The organism is Peribacillus sp. FSL K6-1552, assembly GCF_038005205.1.
Lineage (GTDB): Bacteria > Bacillota > Bacilli > Bacillales > DSM-1321 > Peribacillus > Peribacillus butanolivorans.
The window spans coordinates 4,120,615-4,138,709 of record NZ_JBBOST010000001.1; the positions used below are offsets into that span (position 1 = coordinate 4,120,615).

General features: G+C 34.3%; 16 protein-coding genes. 1 reads left to right on the top strand and 15 read right to left on the bottom strand.

The window, feature by feature from the left end; translation table 11 throughout:
- Nucleotides 1-723: 723 nt before the first annotated feature.
- The 15 genes from NST21_RS19835 to NST21_RS19905 form a co-directional block, all read right to left on the bottom strand.
- Nucleotides 724-1,752 carry a GDP-mannose 4,6-dehydratase gene (locus NST21_RS19835; RefSeq protein ID WP_340890831.1) on the bottom strand — a complete coding sequence of 343 codons (1,029 nt, stop codon included), beginning with the start codon at nt 1,750-1,752 and terminating at the stop codon, nt 724-726.
- On the bottom strand, nt 1,727-3,103 hold the full coding sequence (locus tag NST21_RS19840; protein WP_340890832.1) for a UDP-glucose dehydrogenase family protein: 1,377 nt from the start codon (nt 3,101-3,103) through the stop codon (nt 1,727-1,729). Before NST21_RS19840 ends, NST21_RS19835 begins: the two co-directional genes overlap by 26 nt.
- Nucleotides 3,104-3,172: 69 nt before the next feature.
- On the bottom strand, nt 3,173-4,693 hold the full coding sequence (locus tag NST21_RS19845) for a lipopolysaccharide biosynthesis protein (protein ID WP_340890834.1): 1,521 nt from the start codon (nt 4,691-4,693) through the stop codon (nt 3,173-3,175).
- 190 nt (nt 4,694-4,883) lie between these two features.
- Nucleotides 4,884-5,969, bottom strand: a complete 1,086-nt coding sequence (locus tag NST21_RS19850; protein WP_340890836.1) for an EpsG family protein — start codon at nt 5,967-5,969, stop codon at nt 4,884-4,886.
- Nucleotides 5,970-6,242: 273 nt separating this feature from the next.
- Complete coding sequence (locus NST21_RS19855; protein WP_340890837.1) at nt 6,243-7,124, bottom strand: glycosyltransferase family A protein; 882 nt, start codon at nt 7,122-7,124, stop codon at nt 6,243-6,245.
- 14 nt (nt 7,125-7,138) lie between these two features.
- Nucleotides 7,139-8,035, bottom strand: a complete 897-nt coding sequence (locus NST21_RS19860) for an ATP-grasp fold amidoligase family protein (protein ID WP_340890838.1) — start codon at nt 8,033-8,035, stop codon at nt 7,139-7,141.
- 6 nt (nt 8,036-8,041) lie between these two features.
- Complete coding sequence (locus tag NST21_RS19865; RefSeq protein ID WP_340890839.1) at nt 8,042-9,133, bottom strand: glycosyltransferase family 4 protein; 1,092 nt, start codon at nt 9,131-9,133, stop codon at nt 8,042-8,044.
- Nucleotides 9,108-9,752 carry an acetyltransferase gene (locus NST21_RS19870; protein WP_340890840.1) on the bottom strand — a complete coding sequence of 215 codons (645 nt, stop codon included), beginning with the start codon at nt 9,750-9,752 and terminating at the stop codon, nt 9,108-9,110. Before NST21_RS19870 ends, NST21_RS19865 begins: the two co-directional genes overlap by 26 nt.
- Entirely contained in the window at nt 9,749-10,393 is a 645-nt protein-coding gene (locus NST21_RS19875) for a sugar transferase (protein WP_340890842.1), read from the bottom strand. The genes NST21_RS19870 and NST21_RS19875 overlap by 4 nt, the downstream gene beginning before the upstream one ends.
- Nucleotides 10,393-11,508 (bottom strand): DegT/DnrJ/EryC1/StrS family aminotransferase, encoded by a 1,116-nt coding sequence (locus NST21_RS19880; protein WP_340890844.1) that lies wholly within the window; start codon nt 11,506-11,508, stop codon nt 10,393-10,395. Before NST21_RS19880 ends, NST21_RS19875 begins: the two co-directional genes overlap by 1 nt.
- 194 nt (nt 11,509-11,702) lie before the next feature.
- Nucleotides 11,703-12,596 carry a UTP--glucose-1-phosphate uridylyltransferase GalU gene (galU, locus tag NST21_RS19885; protein WP_340890846.1) on the bottom strand — a complete coding sequence of 298 codons (894 nt, stop codon included), beginning with the start codon at nt 12,594-12,596 and terminating at the stop codon, nt 11,703-11,705.
- 18 nt (nt 12,597-12,614) lie between these two features.
- Nucleotides 12,615-14,435, bottom strand: coding sequence for a polysaccharide biosynthesis protein (locus tag NST21_RS19890; RefSeq protein WP_340890847.1), 1,821 nt, complete (start codon nt 14,433-14,435; stop codon nt 12,615-12,617).
- Nucleotides 14,436-14,851: 416 nt separating this feature from the next.
- Nucleotides 14,852-15,616 carry a tyrosine-protein phosphatase gene (locus NST21_RS19895; RefSeq protein ID WP_340890848.1) on the bottom strand — a complete coding sequence of 255 codons (765 nt, stop codon included), beginning with the start codon at nt 15,614-15,616 and terminating at the stop codon, nt 14,852-14,854.
- Between the two features lie 136 nt (nt 15,617-15,752).
- Nucleotides 15,753-16,430, bottom strand: coding sequence for a CpsD/CapB family tyrosine-protein kinase (locus tag NST21_RS19900; RefSeq protein ID WP_340890850.1), 678 nt, complete (start codon nt 16,428-16,430; stop codon nt 15,753-15,755).
- 37 nt (nt 16,431-16,467) lie between these two features.
- On the bottom strand, nt 16,468-17,148 hold the full coding sequence (locus NST21_RS19905; RefSeq protein WP_340890851.1) for a YveK family protein: 681 nt from the start codon (nt 17,146-17,148) through the stop codon (nt 16,468-16,470).
- A gap of 500 nt (nt 17,149-17,648) precedes the next feature.
- Here NST21_RS19905 and NST21_RS19910 point away from each other — a divergent pair, with 500 nt between their 5' ends.
- Nucleotides 17,649-17,960, top strand: coding sequence for a helix-turn-helix domain-containing protein (locus tag NST21_RS19910; RefSeq protein WP_340890852.1), 312 nt, complete (start codon nt 17,649-17,651; stop codon nt 17,958-17,960).
- Nucleotides 17,961-18,095: the final 135 nt, after the last annotated feature.

The following is an 18,095-nucleotide window of genomic DNA, read 5'->3' on the forward strand; positions in this document are numbered from 1 at the left end:
TATGTTCTTCAAAGATTTCAAGAAGGAACGGCGAGTTGTATGATCCTTTTTGAAGAAATTCCTACCCCTGGGTTAAAATAGGAAAACAACAATTCTTCGAGAGTATGTTAAACACTATTGGGTTCTCCCAAAAAAACAAGCCACAGTAAGATTTGAAACACCACCAGTAAATCAAGCTCAGATGGATTGAGCGGATGTAGGCATGTATGAGGTGTATGTCACTCTTGAAAAATGCATTCATAATAGTTTCAAGTTAATCCACGTGGAATTAAAAACAAATGCCATATGAATGCCCCTTTCCTACTTTAATGGACTGCCGGAACAAATTCTCTATGACAATATGAAAATAGTCGTTATGAATCTTAGAAGATATTCGTAATTTTCTAGCTTATTAATGAAATGTCCCAATAGCATGTAAACTTCATCGCCTACAAACCAAAGGAAAAATGGAAAGAACTCTTCTGTATCTTAAGAATAATTACTTCCAAAGAAAACATGAGCCAACTTTGTATCACTTTAAACCAGATATCCGTAAAGAGCTAGATATCACGGCCAAAAGAAAGTGTTCAAAAAAGACAAAGAGCTTTTCAATGACTCTCTGTCTCTTTTAATCTTTCGAGTAATTTCTAATAGACAGGCACCCGAAATTCAAAGATGTTTTTCATTGCCTGTCCATCCGTCACATCTTTCTAATTAAATACTAAGCTTCTTCAGTCGTTTTACTTATAACCTATAATACTCCACATACCAATCCGCGAAATTCTGTAAGCCTTCTTCTATCGAAGTCTCTGGTTTAAAAGCCACAGCCTTCTGCAATAATTCAGTCGAAGCATAAGTAGCAGGTACATCTCCTGGCTTGATAGGCTCGAAAACCTTTTCAAATACTACCTCTCTGCCAATAGCATTACTCAAACATTTCTCCAAAGTTTCAATAAAAAACATCAACTTTTCAGGATTGTTATTTCCAATGTTAAATACTTTGTGAGGAACAGTATTATCTCCAACTGAAGGATTGGAAAGAAGCCGCTCAATACCTTCCACAATGTCATCAATGTAGGTGAAGTCTCTATATAAGTCATTTTCAAAATCACCATTATTAAAGATTTTAATTGGCTCATCGGCAAAATACTTATCAGTAAATCCAAAGTAGGCCATATCCGGTCGTCCCATAGGGCCATAAACCGTAAAGAATCGAAGCCCGGTAGCAGGGATATTATATAGATGACTATATGTATGAGCCATCAATTCATTGGATTTCTTAGTAGATGCATAAAGTGATACAGGGTTGTCTACAAAATCTGTTTCTTCAAATGGAACTTTTTTATTGGCTCCATAAACTGAACTGGATGATGCGTATACAAGATGATCTACTGGATTATGTCTGCATGCTTCAAGGATGTTATAAAAACCGATGATATTGCTTTGAATATACACATCTGGATTCTCTATTGAGTATCGTACTCCAGCTTGGGCAGCTAGATTTATCACAATATTAGGCTTGTGCTCTTCAAAGATACTGGTGATCATCGTCTTATCTGAAATATCTCCTTTAATAAAGGTAAATTTATCATAAGGTTCCAGTTGCCCCAAACGAGTATATTTAAGATTCACGTCATAGTAATCATTTATATTATCAACACCGATTACTCTACAGCCCTGTTCTAATAGTTTCCTAGATAAGAAAAATCCAATGAAACCTGCTACACCAGTGATAAGATATGTTTTATTATGATCTAGGGATTTGTAATTCAAGGTTCTTAGACTCCTTTTTACCTTCTCTAGTTGCAGGTTTTCTTCCAATAGAATGATACTCTACCCCTGCATCTTGCATCTCTTCAACACGATAAACATTTCTTCCGTCATATACTAAAGGCGTTCTCATCAACTTCTTATACGTTTCAGGCGTTAATGCCTTCACTTCTCCCCATTCCGTAAAGACAAAGCAGACATTTGCCCCTTCTAAAGCATGCTCTATATTCGCGACATATGTTATACTGCCTTTGCCATTCTTACCTTCTGGATGCACCCTAGCAAAGTTCTCCGCTCCAACAGGATCATACGCATAAATATCTGCACCTTGTTCTAATAATAAAGGCACGTTCTCAAGAGATGCAGCTTCTCTTAAATCGTCAGTACCAGGCTTAAATGTCAATCCTAGTACAGCTACCTTAAGACCGTTAAAAGTAATGAGTCTTTTACTAGCCTTTTTATATAACATCGTCTTTTGGTCTTTGTTTACATCAATGGCTGCTTTGACAGTTTTTAGCTCATAACCGTTTTGTCTTGCCAGATACTCCAACGCTTTAGTATCCTTAGGAAAACATGAACCGCCATAACCAATACCAGCATTTAAAAACTTGCTTCCAATACGATTGTCGAAGCTCATCCCTCTAGCAACATCTTGAACATCCGCACCAACCAGTTCACAAAGATTTGCAATATCATTCATATAAGAGATTTTAAGGGCAAGAAAATCATTTGATGCATACTTGATCATTTCTGCGGATCTTCTATTAACTGAAACAACAGGTAAATGAAATGGCTCATAAATATTCTGCATCCGTTCTTCAGCCCATTTACTTTCTGTTCCGATAATAATCCTTTCGGCATGTAGCGTATCATGGACAGCAGAACCTTGTGCCAAGAATTCTGGGTTCGATACAACTTCTACTTTTACATCATTAACTAAAAAGTCTTGAATAAACTGATCTACTTTATCATTCGTGCCAACCGGGACTGTTGACTTCACAACTACAAGGCAGTCCTTTTCTACCGATTCAGCAATTTGCCTTGCAACCGTTGCGATAAAGGAAAGGTTAGCAGACCCATCTGGCTGCTCTGGAGTACCGACGCCAATAAATATTGCATCTGCATCTTTATAAGCTGATTTATAATCCGTAGTATAATCAATTCTTCCAGCTGCATAATTCTTCTGCATTAATTGTTCCAAATCAGCTTCATAGATAGGAGAAATCCCTGACTTCATTACGTTTACTTTATTTTCATCTATATCAACACAGGTTACTTGATGACCGACTTCGGCAAAACATACACCTGCCACTAAGCCGACATAGCCTGTTCCTGCTACTGCTATTTTATACATATAAAACCGTCCTTTGCGCTCGCTTATTTGAAATTGTATTTTAGTTAATTACACAATTTTTTTAAAAAATTACTTATACTTATTTTTCTTCTTAGTAGTAAATCTTTTAACCAAACCCATAATCCGCCTAATATCTTCTGTATAAAATATTAAACTTAAAAATATATTAATTGTTAATGATATAATTGTAATGCTTATTGCATATACAACCCAATCTACATATGTGTTGATTTCGATAATAGGTACTAATTTTATAAACAAAACAGTCATTAACACGGCTATTAAGCTTACAAGAATTCTTTTAATAAATACAAAAATGTCCCTTTGTAAAATGTTTTTGGATAAATAGACAGCATACTGGACAGTTCTATATATCATAGCAACAAATGTTGCTATAGCAGCTCCCAAAATACCCATGAAGTTAACTAGTATTATTGATAAAACAATATTAATTATTGCTTCTGTGTAAGCACCCTTTTTGGTTTGCTTAAAATGACCTGCTGCTAGTACAACTGCATGATAAGGTAATCTAATACAATAAATAGCCTCTGCCGCAACTAATACATAGGCAAATAACGGCCTATAATAATCAGCATCTGTTATGCCATCTGTATAAATTTGAACAAATGGTAATATCAATAACGCAGTACTAGTAAATAGTACGGTTGTAGCTGTATATGATACAAACTCGAATAATCTGAAATTTCTTTGTAGTGCAGTTTTTTCTCCTTTTGCAATCATATCTCCAAACATTGCTTCTACACCAGACGTGAAAGTATTAACAAGTTTTTGTATTCCTACAACTACCATATAATAAACAGAGTACACCGAAACTTCTCTTATATTTGTGAAAAAGGTCAATACTACTACAGCTGTATTTCTATGCAAAAAAAAGGCAATATGATGTCCTAGGCCATCCCATCTCTGTTGGATTGAAGTACTATCCGCTTCGCAATTAGAGATCAATTTATATCTTCTCTTAACATATATTTGTAATAGAATTGGTCTCAACACAAATATAGCTGCACTACCAAGCATTACAATGTGAATACCAAAACCCATATTAATCAAAACTACAGTAATTATAGTATTTACAATTAAAGTAATAATTTGAAAAAATGAGGTGATATATAAACTCTGGTCTGCTTGTAATAACACACTATAAGTAATACCAAAATAATACTGTATAAATGTGCTTGTACCTATTATTAGAACTAATATAGTAAGGTAAATACCCTCAAACTCACTGGTAACGATACTTGGAAAAAGAAAAGCAATAATAAGAATATAACCTATAAAAAGATAGGCTATTACCTTAAAGAATTTTTCCGAAGCTTTAATAATTCTGCTAATTTGAATGACATCTTTATTTGCTAATGGTTTATATAATGCAGCTCGAACAACACCTCCAACTCCTGATTCTAAAAGTGTAATATAGCTAAGAAATTGAGTTATCGAGACAATAACACCATTTACATTTGATCCGAATGTTCCAATTATATATATTGGGATTATGAAACTAGAAACAATAGTAACTAGTTGCAACAAAAAAGAATAAGAAATATTTAATAAAGCCTTTTTGCTTCGCATTATTGCCTCCTATATAAACCCTGCCACTACTACTGCTCCAAGTAAAAGTAAAGAAGCGGTATAAAATTATGCTATGCTTTACAAATAAAAAGGCACAAGGATTTGCCTCAATCGATTTAACTATTTGCAATGGATTCTAGCAAAGATACATATCTATAAATAACTTTAATTTTAATTGAAATCAATTATATCAATAAAACAATTTGAGAGGCTTATATAACGAAAATACATCGAAATACATAAATAAAACTACACTTATGATCATACAAACCAATATCCAATGTTTTCGGTATTTTGATTGCATTTTAATAGCTGGATAGAACATTAAGATTGGAATCAAAAACCAAGCATATGCCGCCAGTCTATCCGAATAACCTATAAAACCAAATAGTATATACACACTACTTAATGCGATATAGCATTTGAGCAACCAGACGTAAAACTCATCACTACTCAAATAACGACTACGAAACCATAGACCCCAAAGAATCCAAGTAGATGTAAAAATGAGGAAGTCGATACGGTTAGAGGAGCCGTATCTGGATAAGATAGCCTCAGATGAATAACTAATTACCGCATCTCCTAAACCACCTCCAAAGACTACTGCTACGTCTGACATTAGTCTCTGGTTAAGTCCAGTTATCATTAATAAAGAGCTAACCGCAAAAATAACACAAAGAAATCTAACTGAAACATTTAATCTTTTTATGACCAACAAAGGGCCAGCAATAATAGAAGATTGGTGGAATGTCAGGGCTGTCAAAAAAATCACAATTGCCTTTCTGTATTTATTGTTTCCTAAATATACAAGCATAAGAATTATTAGTGGTGCTGCAAACCCTTGGCGTACCACGTTCATAGAAAAATTGTAAAAACAAAAAAGACTTAAATACCCAAACATAAGAAGTGGCAAATATTTAACTGCTACCACCTTTTTTAATGCACTAATTAGTATTGCCCACATGACAAACATTGAAATTCCAATAAATACAATGTGTGACGTAGTAAATTGTGCTAACAACCATTGGTAAGAAACAAACCCTGGCTCCCATCGAACATTCGATATTGCCCCAAACCAATTTAAATTACTATTAATATCCAATACATCCAAATAAAGTTCCATATCGCCCGTAATTGGGTTGAGAAAAACAACCGTAGCCATAAGGGCAAACATCAACCATAAGTAGCAAAAAGAAATATTTTTAGTTCCTAAAACTGATTTCGGAACTAATTGGCCAACACTAACCCAAAATGCTATATATAAATAATAAACCATTAGATCATCCTTACTATATCATCTACAGTAAAACAATTTTTTCCAAATGCTACTTATAGAGTAATTTAACCCATTCAGGTAATGACTTCTTTTCTTAATTTCTTAATATTTTTTGATTTTATTGAATTGCTAAATACCTCTTCAATGCTCTATTTTAATATCTTTTCATAAACTACATCCTATGAATTTTTCAAAGTCCCATGGCCTATCACATGTAATTTTTCAAAAATTTATAACCTATCTTTTCTAAAATAATTATAAAGACCAAATTACTTAGCGGTAACGCAATTTATATACTAGCCATCCTAAAGGGAAGTACACAATTGTCATTATTTTGTGTGGCGATTTTCTTAACCAATCCTTATCTCTACTTAAAATACAACCAGATATATACATTACACAGTGTTTACTCTTTGCTTTAAAATCCTCAGCTAGTTCAAAAGATTGACGTTTAACCAAAGTGTATCCTTTTGGATTTTTCTTAATTACATTTCGTTTGTTTTTTGTTAATCCATCAGGTAAATACTCGCAATAACAAAAAGTATTTCGAGAAACTAAAAATTTATACATTTTTCCTAATTCATGTTCTATATATGCTGGAGAGATGAAATTTTCCCCTTGGATTTCGGGAAAACGATGTTGGCTAATCACTCCCGTTTTATAAAAACAAATAAGTTCTGAACGCATTTTAAATTTATTACTTATATCGCTTAGAGTTGTTTCTTTTATTCCATCAGGTATTTGTTTACCTCCTAATACTTCTCCATTTGGAGCAGTCCTTAGAGCTAAAATGCCACAGTATTTTTTATTTTGTTTTATTTGCTGTAATTGATTCAAGGCTAACTCAATTGCATTAAATGCAAAAGTGTCATCAGAATCTAAACAAACAAAGTACTCTGATTCTACTTTATCCAAAGCTAGATTAAGCGCAGAAGCCTTCCCACCATTTTTTTTTTTGAAATAATGGATATCTAATATTCCTTCATTTAACCACTTGTTTACGAGTTCTTCAGTGTTATCCGTAGAACCATCATCAACAATCATCCAAACAAAGCTTTTAGATGTCTGTATTTTCAATGATTCGTAGCACTTATTCAAAATATATGCTCTATTATAAGTTGGTGTTACCACACTAACTATTTCTTTTGTTCGCATTATAAATCCCCACCTTATGATTTTCTAATCGGTAACTGAAATTCTCCCCCTAAAATAAAATCAAACTCATCAGGATCAAATTGAACATATCCCGTCCATGGATAAAATGTTAATTCCCCGAAATAAACTGTGCCATTAACCCAATACAAATCCACTCGGACAAACGGGAAATCTGCTGCCAGTATATTAGCAACTCTTAACATTTCATCAAGCCCTTCCGGCATTGGAACAGTGTCACCAAAATTAGGGTAGTCTGTACTAACATCAATAAAATTCCAATCCGCGTCATAAATATTTCTTTTATGATCTATATTCCTATCGACATCAAGTACAATGTATTTTGCCTTTCCATTGAAACAAATGAATTTATAATCATTAATACCATCAAAAGGATTACTTTTATCTTCTAGATATTCTTCCACAATTACTTTTGGTACGATATCTTTATAAGACCATTCACGACCTACTGAAAAATTATCCCGATACATCCAATCATTTAGAGATTGTTTGACCTTATCTAGGAGCAATTGAGATTTATCCTTACACAAAATGTTTGTACCACTGCCATTAGTAGTTTTTATAACAAACTTTTGTGGTAACAAATCTAAATTAAACTGATCAGCACTATCATATACAGCATATAACTTATTTAATATACCCTCTAAACCTTTAGACTTAATATATTCACGAACCTCAAGCTTATCTGCACATTGCGTCATTAGGGGCGTTCTGTAATATTTCTTGTACCACTGCAGCTTTTCTGTCCACCGTTGCGGATCCTTCCAATTTAGCTTTCTACCCATTTTCATTCTATATTGTAGCTTAAGCATCAAAGAATCTGGTACAAACTTCAAATAATGTAATATCTTAAATCGTAATTCTTTATTCTTAATAATTTTCTTATAATCCACTCTTTGTCACCTCAAGGCTTTCTCAATCTCTTCTAAATAGGAATACACTACAATTTTCCTATCAAACTCATTCACTACTTTCTTTCTACCTGCTAACCCCATCTGCCTTTTAGTTTTATAATCTAAGCTTAAGAATTTATCAATCTTCTCTATCAGGTCTTTGCTATTTTGCTGCAAAACAATGTACCCATTTACATCATTGTCAACTATCTCGCGACAACCACTCCTATTGGTAGTTATAACTGGCCTACCAGAAGCAGCACTTTCCAGTAATACATTTGACATTCCTTCCGGGTAATATGTGGGATGAATTGTACAGTGAGAGATTTTGTGAAATCTTCTAACATCACTTTGCATACCATGATATTTGATAATATCTTTGGCTTGCATTTCTTTCAGTTTATCTTCATAAGCATCTTCACAAAAACCTAGGATATGAAACACTGTATTTGGATACTTTACCTTAATATAATCAGCGGCTTCTAAATATTGATCGATCCCTTTTTCTTTCATTACACGAGCAATAAATAGAAAATTGATTGTTTCATCTGATGGATAGTCTAATAGAGAGTAATAATCCAGATTAACACCGGATCCTGGTATTATTCTATGATTTCCACTAATAATCTTCTTCTTTATAATAAACTCTTCATTCTCTTTATTCTGAAAAAAAACACATTTTGCTTTTTTTAAAGATACCTTATACAAAAATAAAGTAACTTTTTGCAATACCCCACCATTTTCAACTGCGGTTCCTAGTCCTGTAATATTAGCGATACAAGGTACATTACTCATTCTACAAGCCAAACCACCGTAAACGTTTGGTTTAATCGTATATGTTAAAACTAGATCGGGCTTGATATCCTTAATAATTCTTCTGTAATTTATTAATAATTTCAAATCAGTTATCGGATTAGTGCCTCTCCTGCTAATTGGTGTTTCAATAAATTTACATCCCAACTCTTTTAGCTTAGGTATAAAATCTCCATTAGGTAGAGATACATGCACTTCATTATCCTTAACTAATTCCTCTATGAGTTCTTTTCTAAATTTATATAATCCCACATCGTTATTAGCCAATATTAGAATCTTTGCCATTATTAACTCTCCTAGCTGGAATCCCTATATAGATTCCAGATTCAGTTATATCCTTAACCACAACAGCACCTGCACCCACATTGCAACTGCTAGTGATGTTAATGTTATTGCTTACTACACTACCAATACCTAACCACGACCCTTGCCCAACTTTAACCGTACCAGCTAAGTGAGAACCTGGTGATATATGAACATAATCTTCAATTGAATTGTCATGATCTATCGTAGCCCCTGTATTAATAATGCACCCTTTTCCAATTTTGGTGCAGCAGTTAATCACAACTCCAGCCATTACTACTGTTCCGGATTCCAACTCAACTTGTTCTCCAATAACAGCGCTGGGGTGAATCAAAGAAGGTATGCTTGCACCTTCAGCTTCAAGCTTCTTCTGGATCTTTTCTCTTGTAGAATTATTACCTATACCTACAAAGATGTCGTAGTCTTGAATATTTGTAAATGCCTCGGCTGATTTCCCAATGACTTCTATCCCCATTGAAGATTTGATACTTGCGTCATCATCTAAAAAAGCAATACTCACCCATTTTTTCATTTTCAAAGCAATGTCAGCCGCCACTTTCCCATGCCCACTGGCACCGATTATGAGAAGTTTGTTTTTCATAGCTCTCTTCTTTCCTGATTAGTCCCCTTGAAAGGCTCCATTGTTGCAGCAACTTCTGAATTAATCCCTTCCCTGACAAAAACCTTTTTTATAGTTAGAATAATAATCTTCCAATCCCTAATAAAGCTTACATTATCAACATACTCTACATCGAGATGAAATTTACCTTCCCAACTAATAGAATTTCTACCGCTAACCTGTGCCAAACCAGACAATCCAGGTCTAACCTCATGGCGACGCTTTTGATACTCATTGTAAAGTGGCAGATACTGTACCAACAATGGTCTAGGTCCTATAATGGACATATCCCCTTTTAGAATATTAAAAAGTTCTGGAAGTTCATCGAGGGATGTAGAACGTAGTAGCCTTCCAAACTTCGTCAACCTAACACTATCAGGAAGTAACTCTCCATTTTCATCTCTTTCATCCGTCATTGTTCTAAACTTATACATCATAAAAATATTCCCATTCAGCCCTGGTCTATTTTGTTTAAACAACACTGGACTACCCAGCTTAACTCTTACAAGTAACGCAACAACAACAAGTATGGGACTGAGGATTACAATAGCTATCAAAGATAGTATGAAATCCATCGATCTTTTTATCAATCTTCTATAAATACCACCTTTAGAAGGTTTCATTACCTTACCCACAATCCTTTAATGATTTCTACAACTCTCTCCAAATCCTCATCCGTTAACTTCGTATCAGATGGCAAACAAACACCATTCTCAAACAGATTCTCCGAAACATTCGTTCCAACAAAGTCATACTTCTCAAAAAACGGCTGCATATGCATCGGCTTCCAAATTGGTCTTGACTCTATGTTCTCTTTTTCAAGAGCTTCCATAATATCTATCGGTCTAACCATACCATTCAAAGTCATAGAACTTAACCAGTAATTCGGTTTGTTCCACTCATTGCTAGGCATGAACTCTACACCGTCAAGTTCACTCAGTTCTCTTTTATAAAAATCAAAGATATAATTCTTCTTCTCAACTCTCTGATCTAATACCTTAAGCTGACCTCTACCAATCCCAGCAACTACATTGCTCATCCGGTAATTAAATCCTAATTCGCTATGTTGATAGTGCCTTGCTTGGTCTCTACTCTGAGTCGCCCAAAACCTTGACTTCGCAATACGTTCTTCATTATTAGAAACTAGCATCCCACCACCAGAAGTAGTAATAATCTTATTTCCATTAAAAGAGAAAATACCATAATCACCAAATGTTCCTGTATGTCTTCCTTTATAATAAGTACCTAAGCTTTCAGCAGCATCCTCAATTACCGCTACCTTATACCTCTTGCATATCTCCATAATCTTTTCCATATCTGCAGAAAGTCCATAAAGATGGACTACAATTACGGCTTTCACATTAGGATATTTCTCAAAAGCTTCTTCCAAAGCTTTAGGACACATATTCCAAGTCTCGTAATCACTATCTATAAAAACAGGAATCGCATTTTGATAGATTATCGGGTTGGCCGTTGCTGAGAATGTCAGTGTCGGACAAAACACAATATCCCCTTCTTCAACTCCTGCTGCTTTAAGAGCCAAATGAATCGCAGCTGTTCCCGAAGATAAGGCTGCAGCGGCTTCACTCCCTACCTTAGTTGCCAGTTCTATTTCAAATTGATTCACGTTTTCCCCGAGAGGAGCAATCCAATTCGTATCAAAAGCTTCCTTTATATATTCCATTTCATAACCTTCATCACTCATATGTGGCGATGAGAGGAATAATCTATCTCTCATTATCTAAAACTTCCTTCCTACATTAAGTCACTCTATATGTAGATTATTTTTAATCACTTAGTACTTAATTTGAATATCAACTCTTTCCATTCAAAATATGTATCCAAGGAATATTGCAGATAAAACAACAAACGAGGAAAGACAAACCCTCCCTTGGTTAACTATAATTCGTGGTTAATGAAAAACATTGATTCCTATGCATTGATTTTTTGCGAAGAAATGCTATTAATCATTTGTTCTAAGAACTCTACTAACTCATCTTTTATTTCTTCGTTCTGCAAAGCAAACTCTAACGTCGTTTTTACAAACCCCAACTTCTCCCCAACATCATATCGTTTTCCCTCAAAATCATAAGCAAAAACTTGTTGTATCTGGTTTAACTTTTGTATCGCATCTGTTAACTGAATTTCTCCTCCTGCACCAGCTTCCTGTTGATCAAGAAAACTGAAGATTTCAGGAGTAAGAATATATCGTCCCATTATTGCTAAATTAGAAGGGGCTGTTCCTAATGCTGGTTTTTCTACAAAGTTTTCAACTTGGTAAAGTCGGCCATCTTGAAAAGCAGGGTCTATTATTCCATAGCGATTCGTTTCTCCATTAGGTACAGTTTGAACTCCAATTATAGAATGATTTGTTTCTTCATACTGATTAATCAGCTGCTTTAAGCATGGAGTCTCACTCTGTACAATATCATCACCTAAAAGTACAGCAAATGGCTCGTCCCCAATAAATTTACGTGCACACCATACAGCATGACCTAATCCTTTAGGCTCCTTTTGTCTAATGTAATGGATATTAGCAAGGTTAGTAGAGTACTGTACCTTATCGAGCAATTCTGACTTTCCTTTTTCCATTAGATTTTGTTCAAGTTCAGGAGCGAAATCAAAATGATCTTCAATTGCACGTTTGCCTTTTCCAGTTACGATTATTATATCTTCTATTCCTGATGCAACAGCTTCTTCCACGATGTACTGAATCGTTGGTTTATCAACAATTGGTAGCATCTCTTTTGGCATCGCTTTTGTGGCAGGCAAAAACCGAGTACCCAAACCTGCTGCAGGAATTATAGCTTTTCTGACTTTCTTCAATCAAATTCCTCCTTAAATCTATTTCACTACTGAAAAAATATTGTTCTTTCTCCTATTAGCTAAATTTATAACGAATTCTTTAAGTTCTATTGAAGATAGAGTATCATGTGAGCTTAAAAGATACTGTATTTCCTCTTCCTGTTCCAAGACCGCTTTCCCAATAAAGATCTTAGGGAACACAGCTTCACTATGAACCTCTTTCTCCCCTAATAGTTCTTCATACATCTTCTCACCCGGTCTGATTCCAGAAAATTCAATTCCAATTTCCTCAACTGTATAACCCGAAAGTTGTATAAGATTTGTCGCTAAATCTACGATTTTAACTGGTTCACCCATATCAAGTACGAAAATCTCTCCACCACGTGCTAAAGAACTAGCTTGAACAACCAACCTAGATGCTTCCGGTATAGTCATAAAATACCTGGTCATATCTGGATGGGTGACTGTTACTGGTCCACCAGCTTGAATTTGTTTCTTAAATAAAGGAATTACACTACCTCTGCTTCCTAAGACATTTCCGAAGCGAACGGCAACAAACTTTGTTGTGCTATTTTTAGCTAACTGCTGTATGATCATTTCGGCAATCCGTTTTGTCGATCCCATAACGTTTGTTGGGTTAACGGCTTTATCAGATGAAATCATGACAAACGCCCCTACACCAAACGTATCTGCCGCCTCTGCAACATTCTTTGTACCAAAAATGTTATTCTTAACCGACTCACGTGGATTGTATTCCATTAGTGGAACATGTTTGTGTGCAGCCGCATGGTAAACAACATCAGGTCGGTGGGTGCCCATCACTTCAAAAATTCTTTCTCGGTCCTGAATATCTGCAATTACAGGTATTATCTCGATATGATCTGCATATAACTTTTTCAGTTCCATATCAATTTGATAAATACTATTTTCTCCATGTCCTAGTAGAATAAGAGTTCCAGGAGAGAATCTGCATATTTGACGACAAATCTCTGAACCAATTGATCCCCCAGCCCCCGTTACTAAAATGGTCTTGCCGGTTACGTATTTCGAGATACTATTAATATCTAACTCAATGGGTTCTCTTCCTAATAAATCTTCTACTTCCACTTCTTTAAATTGATTAACAGCTACTTTTCCTAACATAATATCTTCAATCATCGGCATGATCTGTGTTTTGGCATTTGTTTTCACACATTCATCAAAGATGACCTTTAATTCTTTTTTACTTAATGAAGGTATCGCAATAACAATATTATCAATGCGATATTTTTCAACCATTTCAGGAATATGTTTAGAGTTGCCCACAACAGGTATTCCTAAGATGTCTAATTTGTCTTTTTTCGGATCATCATCAATGAAAGCTACTGGTTTAAGCGCAGTATCATGATTATTAAGAAGTTGACGAACAACCATGGTTCCTGCCGATCCCGCTCCAATAACCAATGTATTTTTGATTTCCATTTGATTATTTACTAAGCGGTCACGCAGCATTCTCCACGAAAAACGGGAACCACCAATAAGGATGACATGCATCATCCAAGTTAATGCCATAGCTCTTACATACACATCCTGAAAAACCACAACCTGGATTATGACTGTAGTGATAACTGATAAGGTTACAGCTTTTACTATGGATATTAACTCTCCGATACTTGCATACTCCCATGCCCTTTTATACAACTTATAAATAGAAGCAAAAATATGATGACTAATTAATAGAGAGACTGAGCTGACTAAGAGTGCTGTTAACTTAAATATTTCTAAATATGGATGTAGTACTAAATAACTTACATAAATGGCCGATAATACAATTAAGGAATCTAAAAGCGCCAGTAGTGTTAGTCGATTTCGGTAGGCCAACCAAATTTCCCCCTTTTACTTTTAATAATGTATTCATAATCATCACATTTAAATTCAGTATAGAGCACTATCCTCTAATGCTCTCAAGCCCTTTCTTTTTAATAAAAAAGGTACTTATTTCATTTAATAATTAGATTAAATTTCGTTCTACCATTATCATGACTCTCAAAGTGCAACGTTACACTTTTGTGGAGCTTCTTTTCTTAATAGTCAAGAGTATTTCTCAGTGTCGTATTTAATTGGTGTAATAAGACTTAAGGAGCATCTTGTCTTATGTAACGTAGTGCTTCCTTATGGATTTTGGATAAATCCATCTACACCAAATCCATTATTTTTTCTAAATACCCCTACAAAACTTTACACATATTCGAAGGTTATATTATAATTATGAAAGCGTTTCCTGATTAACTATAATTCTAAAAGATTCCTAAGATTTTCTTTTTAAACGGTACTGGTTTTTCAATAGAAGGACTTTGCCCCTGGACAAGCAGTTCAGCATTTTCTTTGAAATAAAGTGCACGCTCAATTCCATATATTTTTGTGATTGTTCCATAAGCCTCTTGTAAAGTGAATCCCCTAGAGGCAATATTATGGGCATCTGTTGCAATAAAATGAGCCAAATTATGTTCAATAATTTTTTTTGAAAATGACTTAATATTTTTACCAAAGAGACCGATAATACTACCAGAAGTAAGTTGAGTTAAGGCACCTTCATGAACCAATTTAAATAATAGATTATGATTCTTTAACAATTCCTTATTTCTCTCAGGATGTACAATAATTGGTGTAATCCCTTTTAACACAAGCTCATAGATCAGTTCTTGTGTGTATGTGGGTACATGTCCTGACGGGAGTTCTAGCAATAAATACTTGTCGGTATTATCAAGCGTTAGTACTTCTCCCTTTTCAAGGGAAACAAATAATTCTCTATGTATTCTCAATTCTTGTCCAGGATGAACAGAAAGAGGAATATTCTCTTGTTGTAAGCACTCATTTAACTCAAATACACGATCAATAATGTTATCCTTCACATTTACATATCTCTCATTTAAGTGATGTGGTGTGGCAAATAAATCGGTTATCCCTGCTTCTACCGCTTCCTTTGCCATGGCCATACTTTTCTGCATATCCGGGGATCCATCATCAACTCCAGGGAGAATGTGGCAATGTAAGTCAATCAAATTTCATACACTTCCTTTATACAAACGGGATAATAGGCATAATCACTTAGCAATCATATAGGAATTAATACCCTGTTAATATTAGCATAAAAAACAGCTAGTAAATAGGGTATTAATTTGTCGAAAAATATTTTATTTAGGATTGATAGTAATAATAATTGCTGGTATTTGATTCAATTCCATTCAAAACGACTCCAAGTAATGCTGTATTAGTTTTTCCTAAAAGTTCTTTTGCTTTTACTGCACTTTGTTTGTTTGTCTTGCCGCTTGCCACTACCATGATCACGCCATCACATTTATTAGCTACAATTTGAGAGTCAGTGACTACAAGAACTGGCGGTGTATCAAAAATGATATAATCATAGATACCCTTTAGTTCATTAATAGCTGTTTCTATCGCTTTGGAATTTAATAACTCTGAAGGATTAGGTGGTATCGGTCCACTTGTTAAAATGTCTAAATTTGAAACATTTGAATTCGAGATAGTTTTTCTTAAGTCCATTTTCTTTGTCAATACGCTAGTAAGTCCATGTATATTACTAAGGTTAAAAGCATAATGAACCGATGGTTTCCTTAAATCCGCATCCACAAGTAATATCTTTTTCTCTTCTTGAGCCAGCACAATCGCTAGGTTGGATGCTGTAGTCGATTTCCCATCATTAGGCTCCGCGGAAGTAACCACAATAGTTTTGATTTCTTTATCCACTGAAGAGAATTGTATGTTTGTCCTAATTAATCGATATTGTTCAGTAATAGGCGATTTTGGATTAGTCTGCGCAATTAAATTCACTTGTTTTTCATCTTTACTTCTCAAAATCCCACTTCCTTTCTTAATGTCACTGAATGGTTCTTTATTTATGTTGCGATATTTTTTGAATTGATCCAAGTAATGGCAAGTCAAGGAGTGTCTCAATATCCTTCTCGTCTTTAATCGTATTGTCCATGTACTCTAATAGAAATGCCAAGCCAATTCCAGCCATCAACCCAACTACCACCGCAATAGCAATATTCAATAATGGAGATGGTTTTACTGGTGTAGGATTTTCCTTTACTTCTGCCTTCGCAAGTATGCTAACATTGTCGACATTCATTATATCTTTGATTTCCTTTTGAAATGTTCCAGACACTGCGTTTGCAATTTCGACTGCCTTCGATGGATCACTATCTTGAACCGTTAAAGAGAAGACTTGAGAATTTTCTTGGCTGTTAATCATAATTTTTTGACTAAGTTGATCCACGCTTTGTGGAAGATCAAGATCATCAATAACCTTCTCTAAGATTGCAGGACTTTTTATGATCACACTGTATGTATTAATCATGTCAATATTAGATCGTATTTGATTAGAGTCAAGTTGATTCCCCGATTGTTTCTGATTAACTAAAATCTGTGTGGATGATTGGTAAACAGGTGTTAATAAAAAATAAGATATTGCACCACTAATCAACGCGGCGATTAATGTTAGTAACGTTATTAACTTCCAACGTTTCTTTAATGTTTGAAAAATATCTTTAATACTAATAGTTTCTTCCATATTATCCTCCCAAAATATTAAAAATGACCTATTGCATTATACCATAATATTACCTATATTTATGTTTTTTCTAGGAAATTTACATGAAATTTACATTGATTGAATACTTTTTCAATGAAAAAATGCTTTCAAAAATTATTAATAGTATTACGAACGAAACAATTACAATAATTTGTGTCAATTTAGCGATTTCATATAAAAACCCCGCCTAGGCGGGTATTCAGTAAATATTAGTAAACACTACATCTACCTTGAGAACTAATGATATTAGAAATAATTATGAAAAGCAAAACCTAACTAAATGCCTATATAAGCAAGAAAATCTGTTTATACATATGATTGGGTCAAGTATTTTAGTGCCTATTTATCATTAAAAATAGAGAAAAACTGTGTAAACTTAAAGTGGTGATAGTTAACAATAAAGCTTAGTAACTATTAAAGTGTTTTTTTGAAAATATTAAATAATTAATAATACATATCAATGGGTAGGTGTGATATACATGATAGGTTACCGTGTTAAAATGCTTAGAGAAGAAAAAAAAATGTCAATTAGTGAACTCTCAACAAAATCTGGAGTGGCAAAATCTTATATAAGCTCACTGGAAAGAAACCTTCAAACAAACCCTACTATTTTAGTTTTGGAAAAAATCGCAAGTATCCTTTGTATAACTGTTGATGCCCTACTCTATGAACAAGTAGACCACTGCATGGATGACGAGTGGAAGGAAATCATGAAAGATATTATGGGTTCAGGAATATCGAAAGAGGAAATGCGCGAATTTATCGAGGTTAGGAAATGTACTGTTCGTTAAACATGGAGAAATTATGATAGGGTCTCTCTTTTTGAATTAATAATATTGAAAATCCCACTTAGGATTCATAATTCAAACTATTTCTAGAGAGGGAAAAGTGGTTATAACCACTTTTTCCCTCATTACTCCCTATTA

Coding starts and splice junctions, on each gene's coding strand:
- NST21_RS19840 (WP_340890832.1), bottom strand. CDS start 3,103: ATGTATAAAATAGCAGTAGCAGGAACAGGCTATGTCGGCTTAGTGGCA.
- NST21_RS19845 (WP_340890834.1), bottom strand. CDS start 4,693: ATGCGAAGCAAAAAGGCTTTATTAAATATTTCTTATTCTTTTTTGTTG.
- NST21_RS19850 (WP_340890836.1), bottom strand. CDS start 5,969: ATGGTTTATTATTTATATATAGCATTTTGGGTTAGTGTTGGCCAATTA.
- NST21_RS19855 (WP_340890837.1), bottom strand. CDS start 7,124: ATGCGAACAAAAGAAATAGTTAGTGTGGTAACACCAACTTATAATAGA.
- NST21_RS19865 (WP_340890839.1), bottom strand. CDS start 9,133: ATGGCAAAGATTCTAATATTGGCTAATAACGATGTGGGATTATATAAA.
- NST21_RS19870 (WP_340890840.1), bottom strand. CDS start 9,752: ATGAAAAACAAACTTCTCATAATCGGTGCCAGTGGGCATGGGAAAGTG.
- NST21_RS19875 (WP_340890842.1), bottom strand. CDS start 10,393: ATGAAACCTTCTAAAGGTGGTATTTATAGAAGATTGATAAAAAGATCG.
- NST21_RS19880 (WP_340890844.1), bottom strand. CDS start 11,508: ATGAGAGATAGATTATTCCTCTCATCGCCACATATGAGTGATGAAGGT.
- NST21_RS19905 (WP_340890851.1), bottom strand. CDS start 17,148: ATGGAAGAAACTATTAGTATTAAAGATATTTTTCAAACATTAAAGAAA.
- NST21_RS19910 (WP_340890852.1), top strand. CDS start 17,649: ATGATAGGTTACCGTGTTAAAATGCTTAGAGAAGAAAAAAAAATGTCA.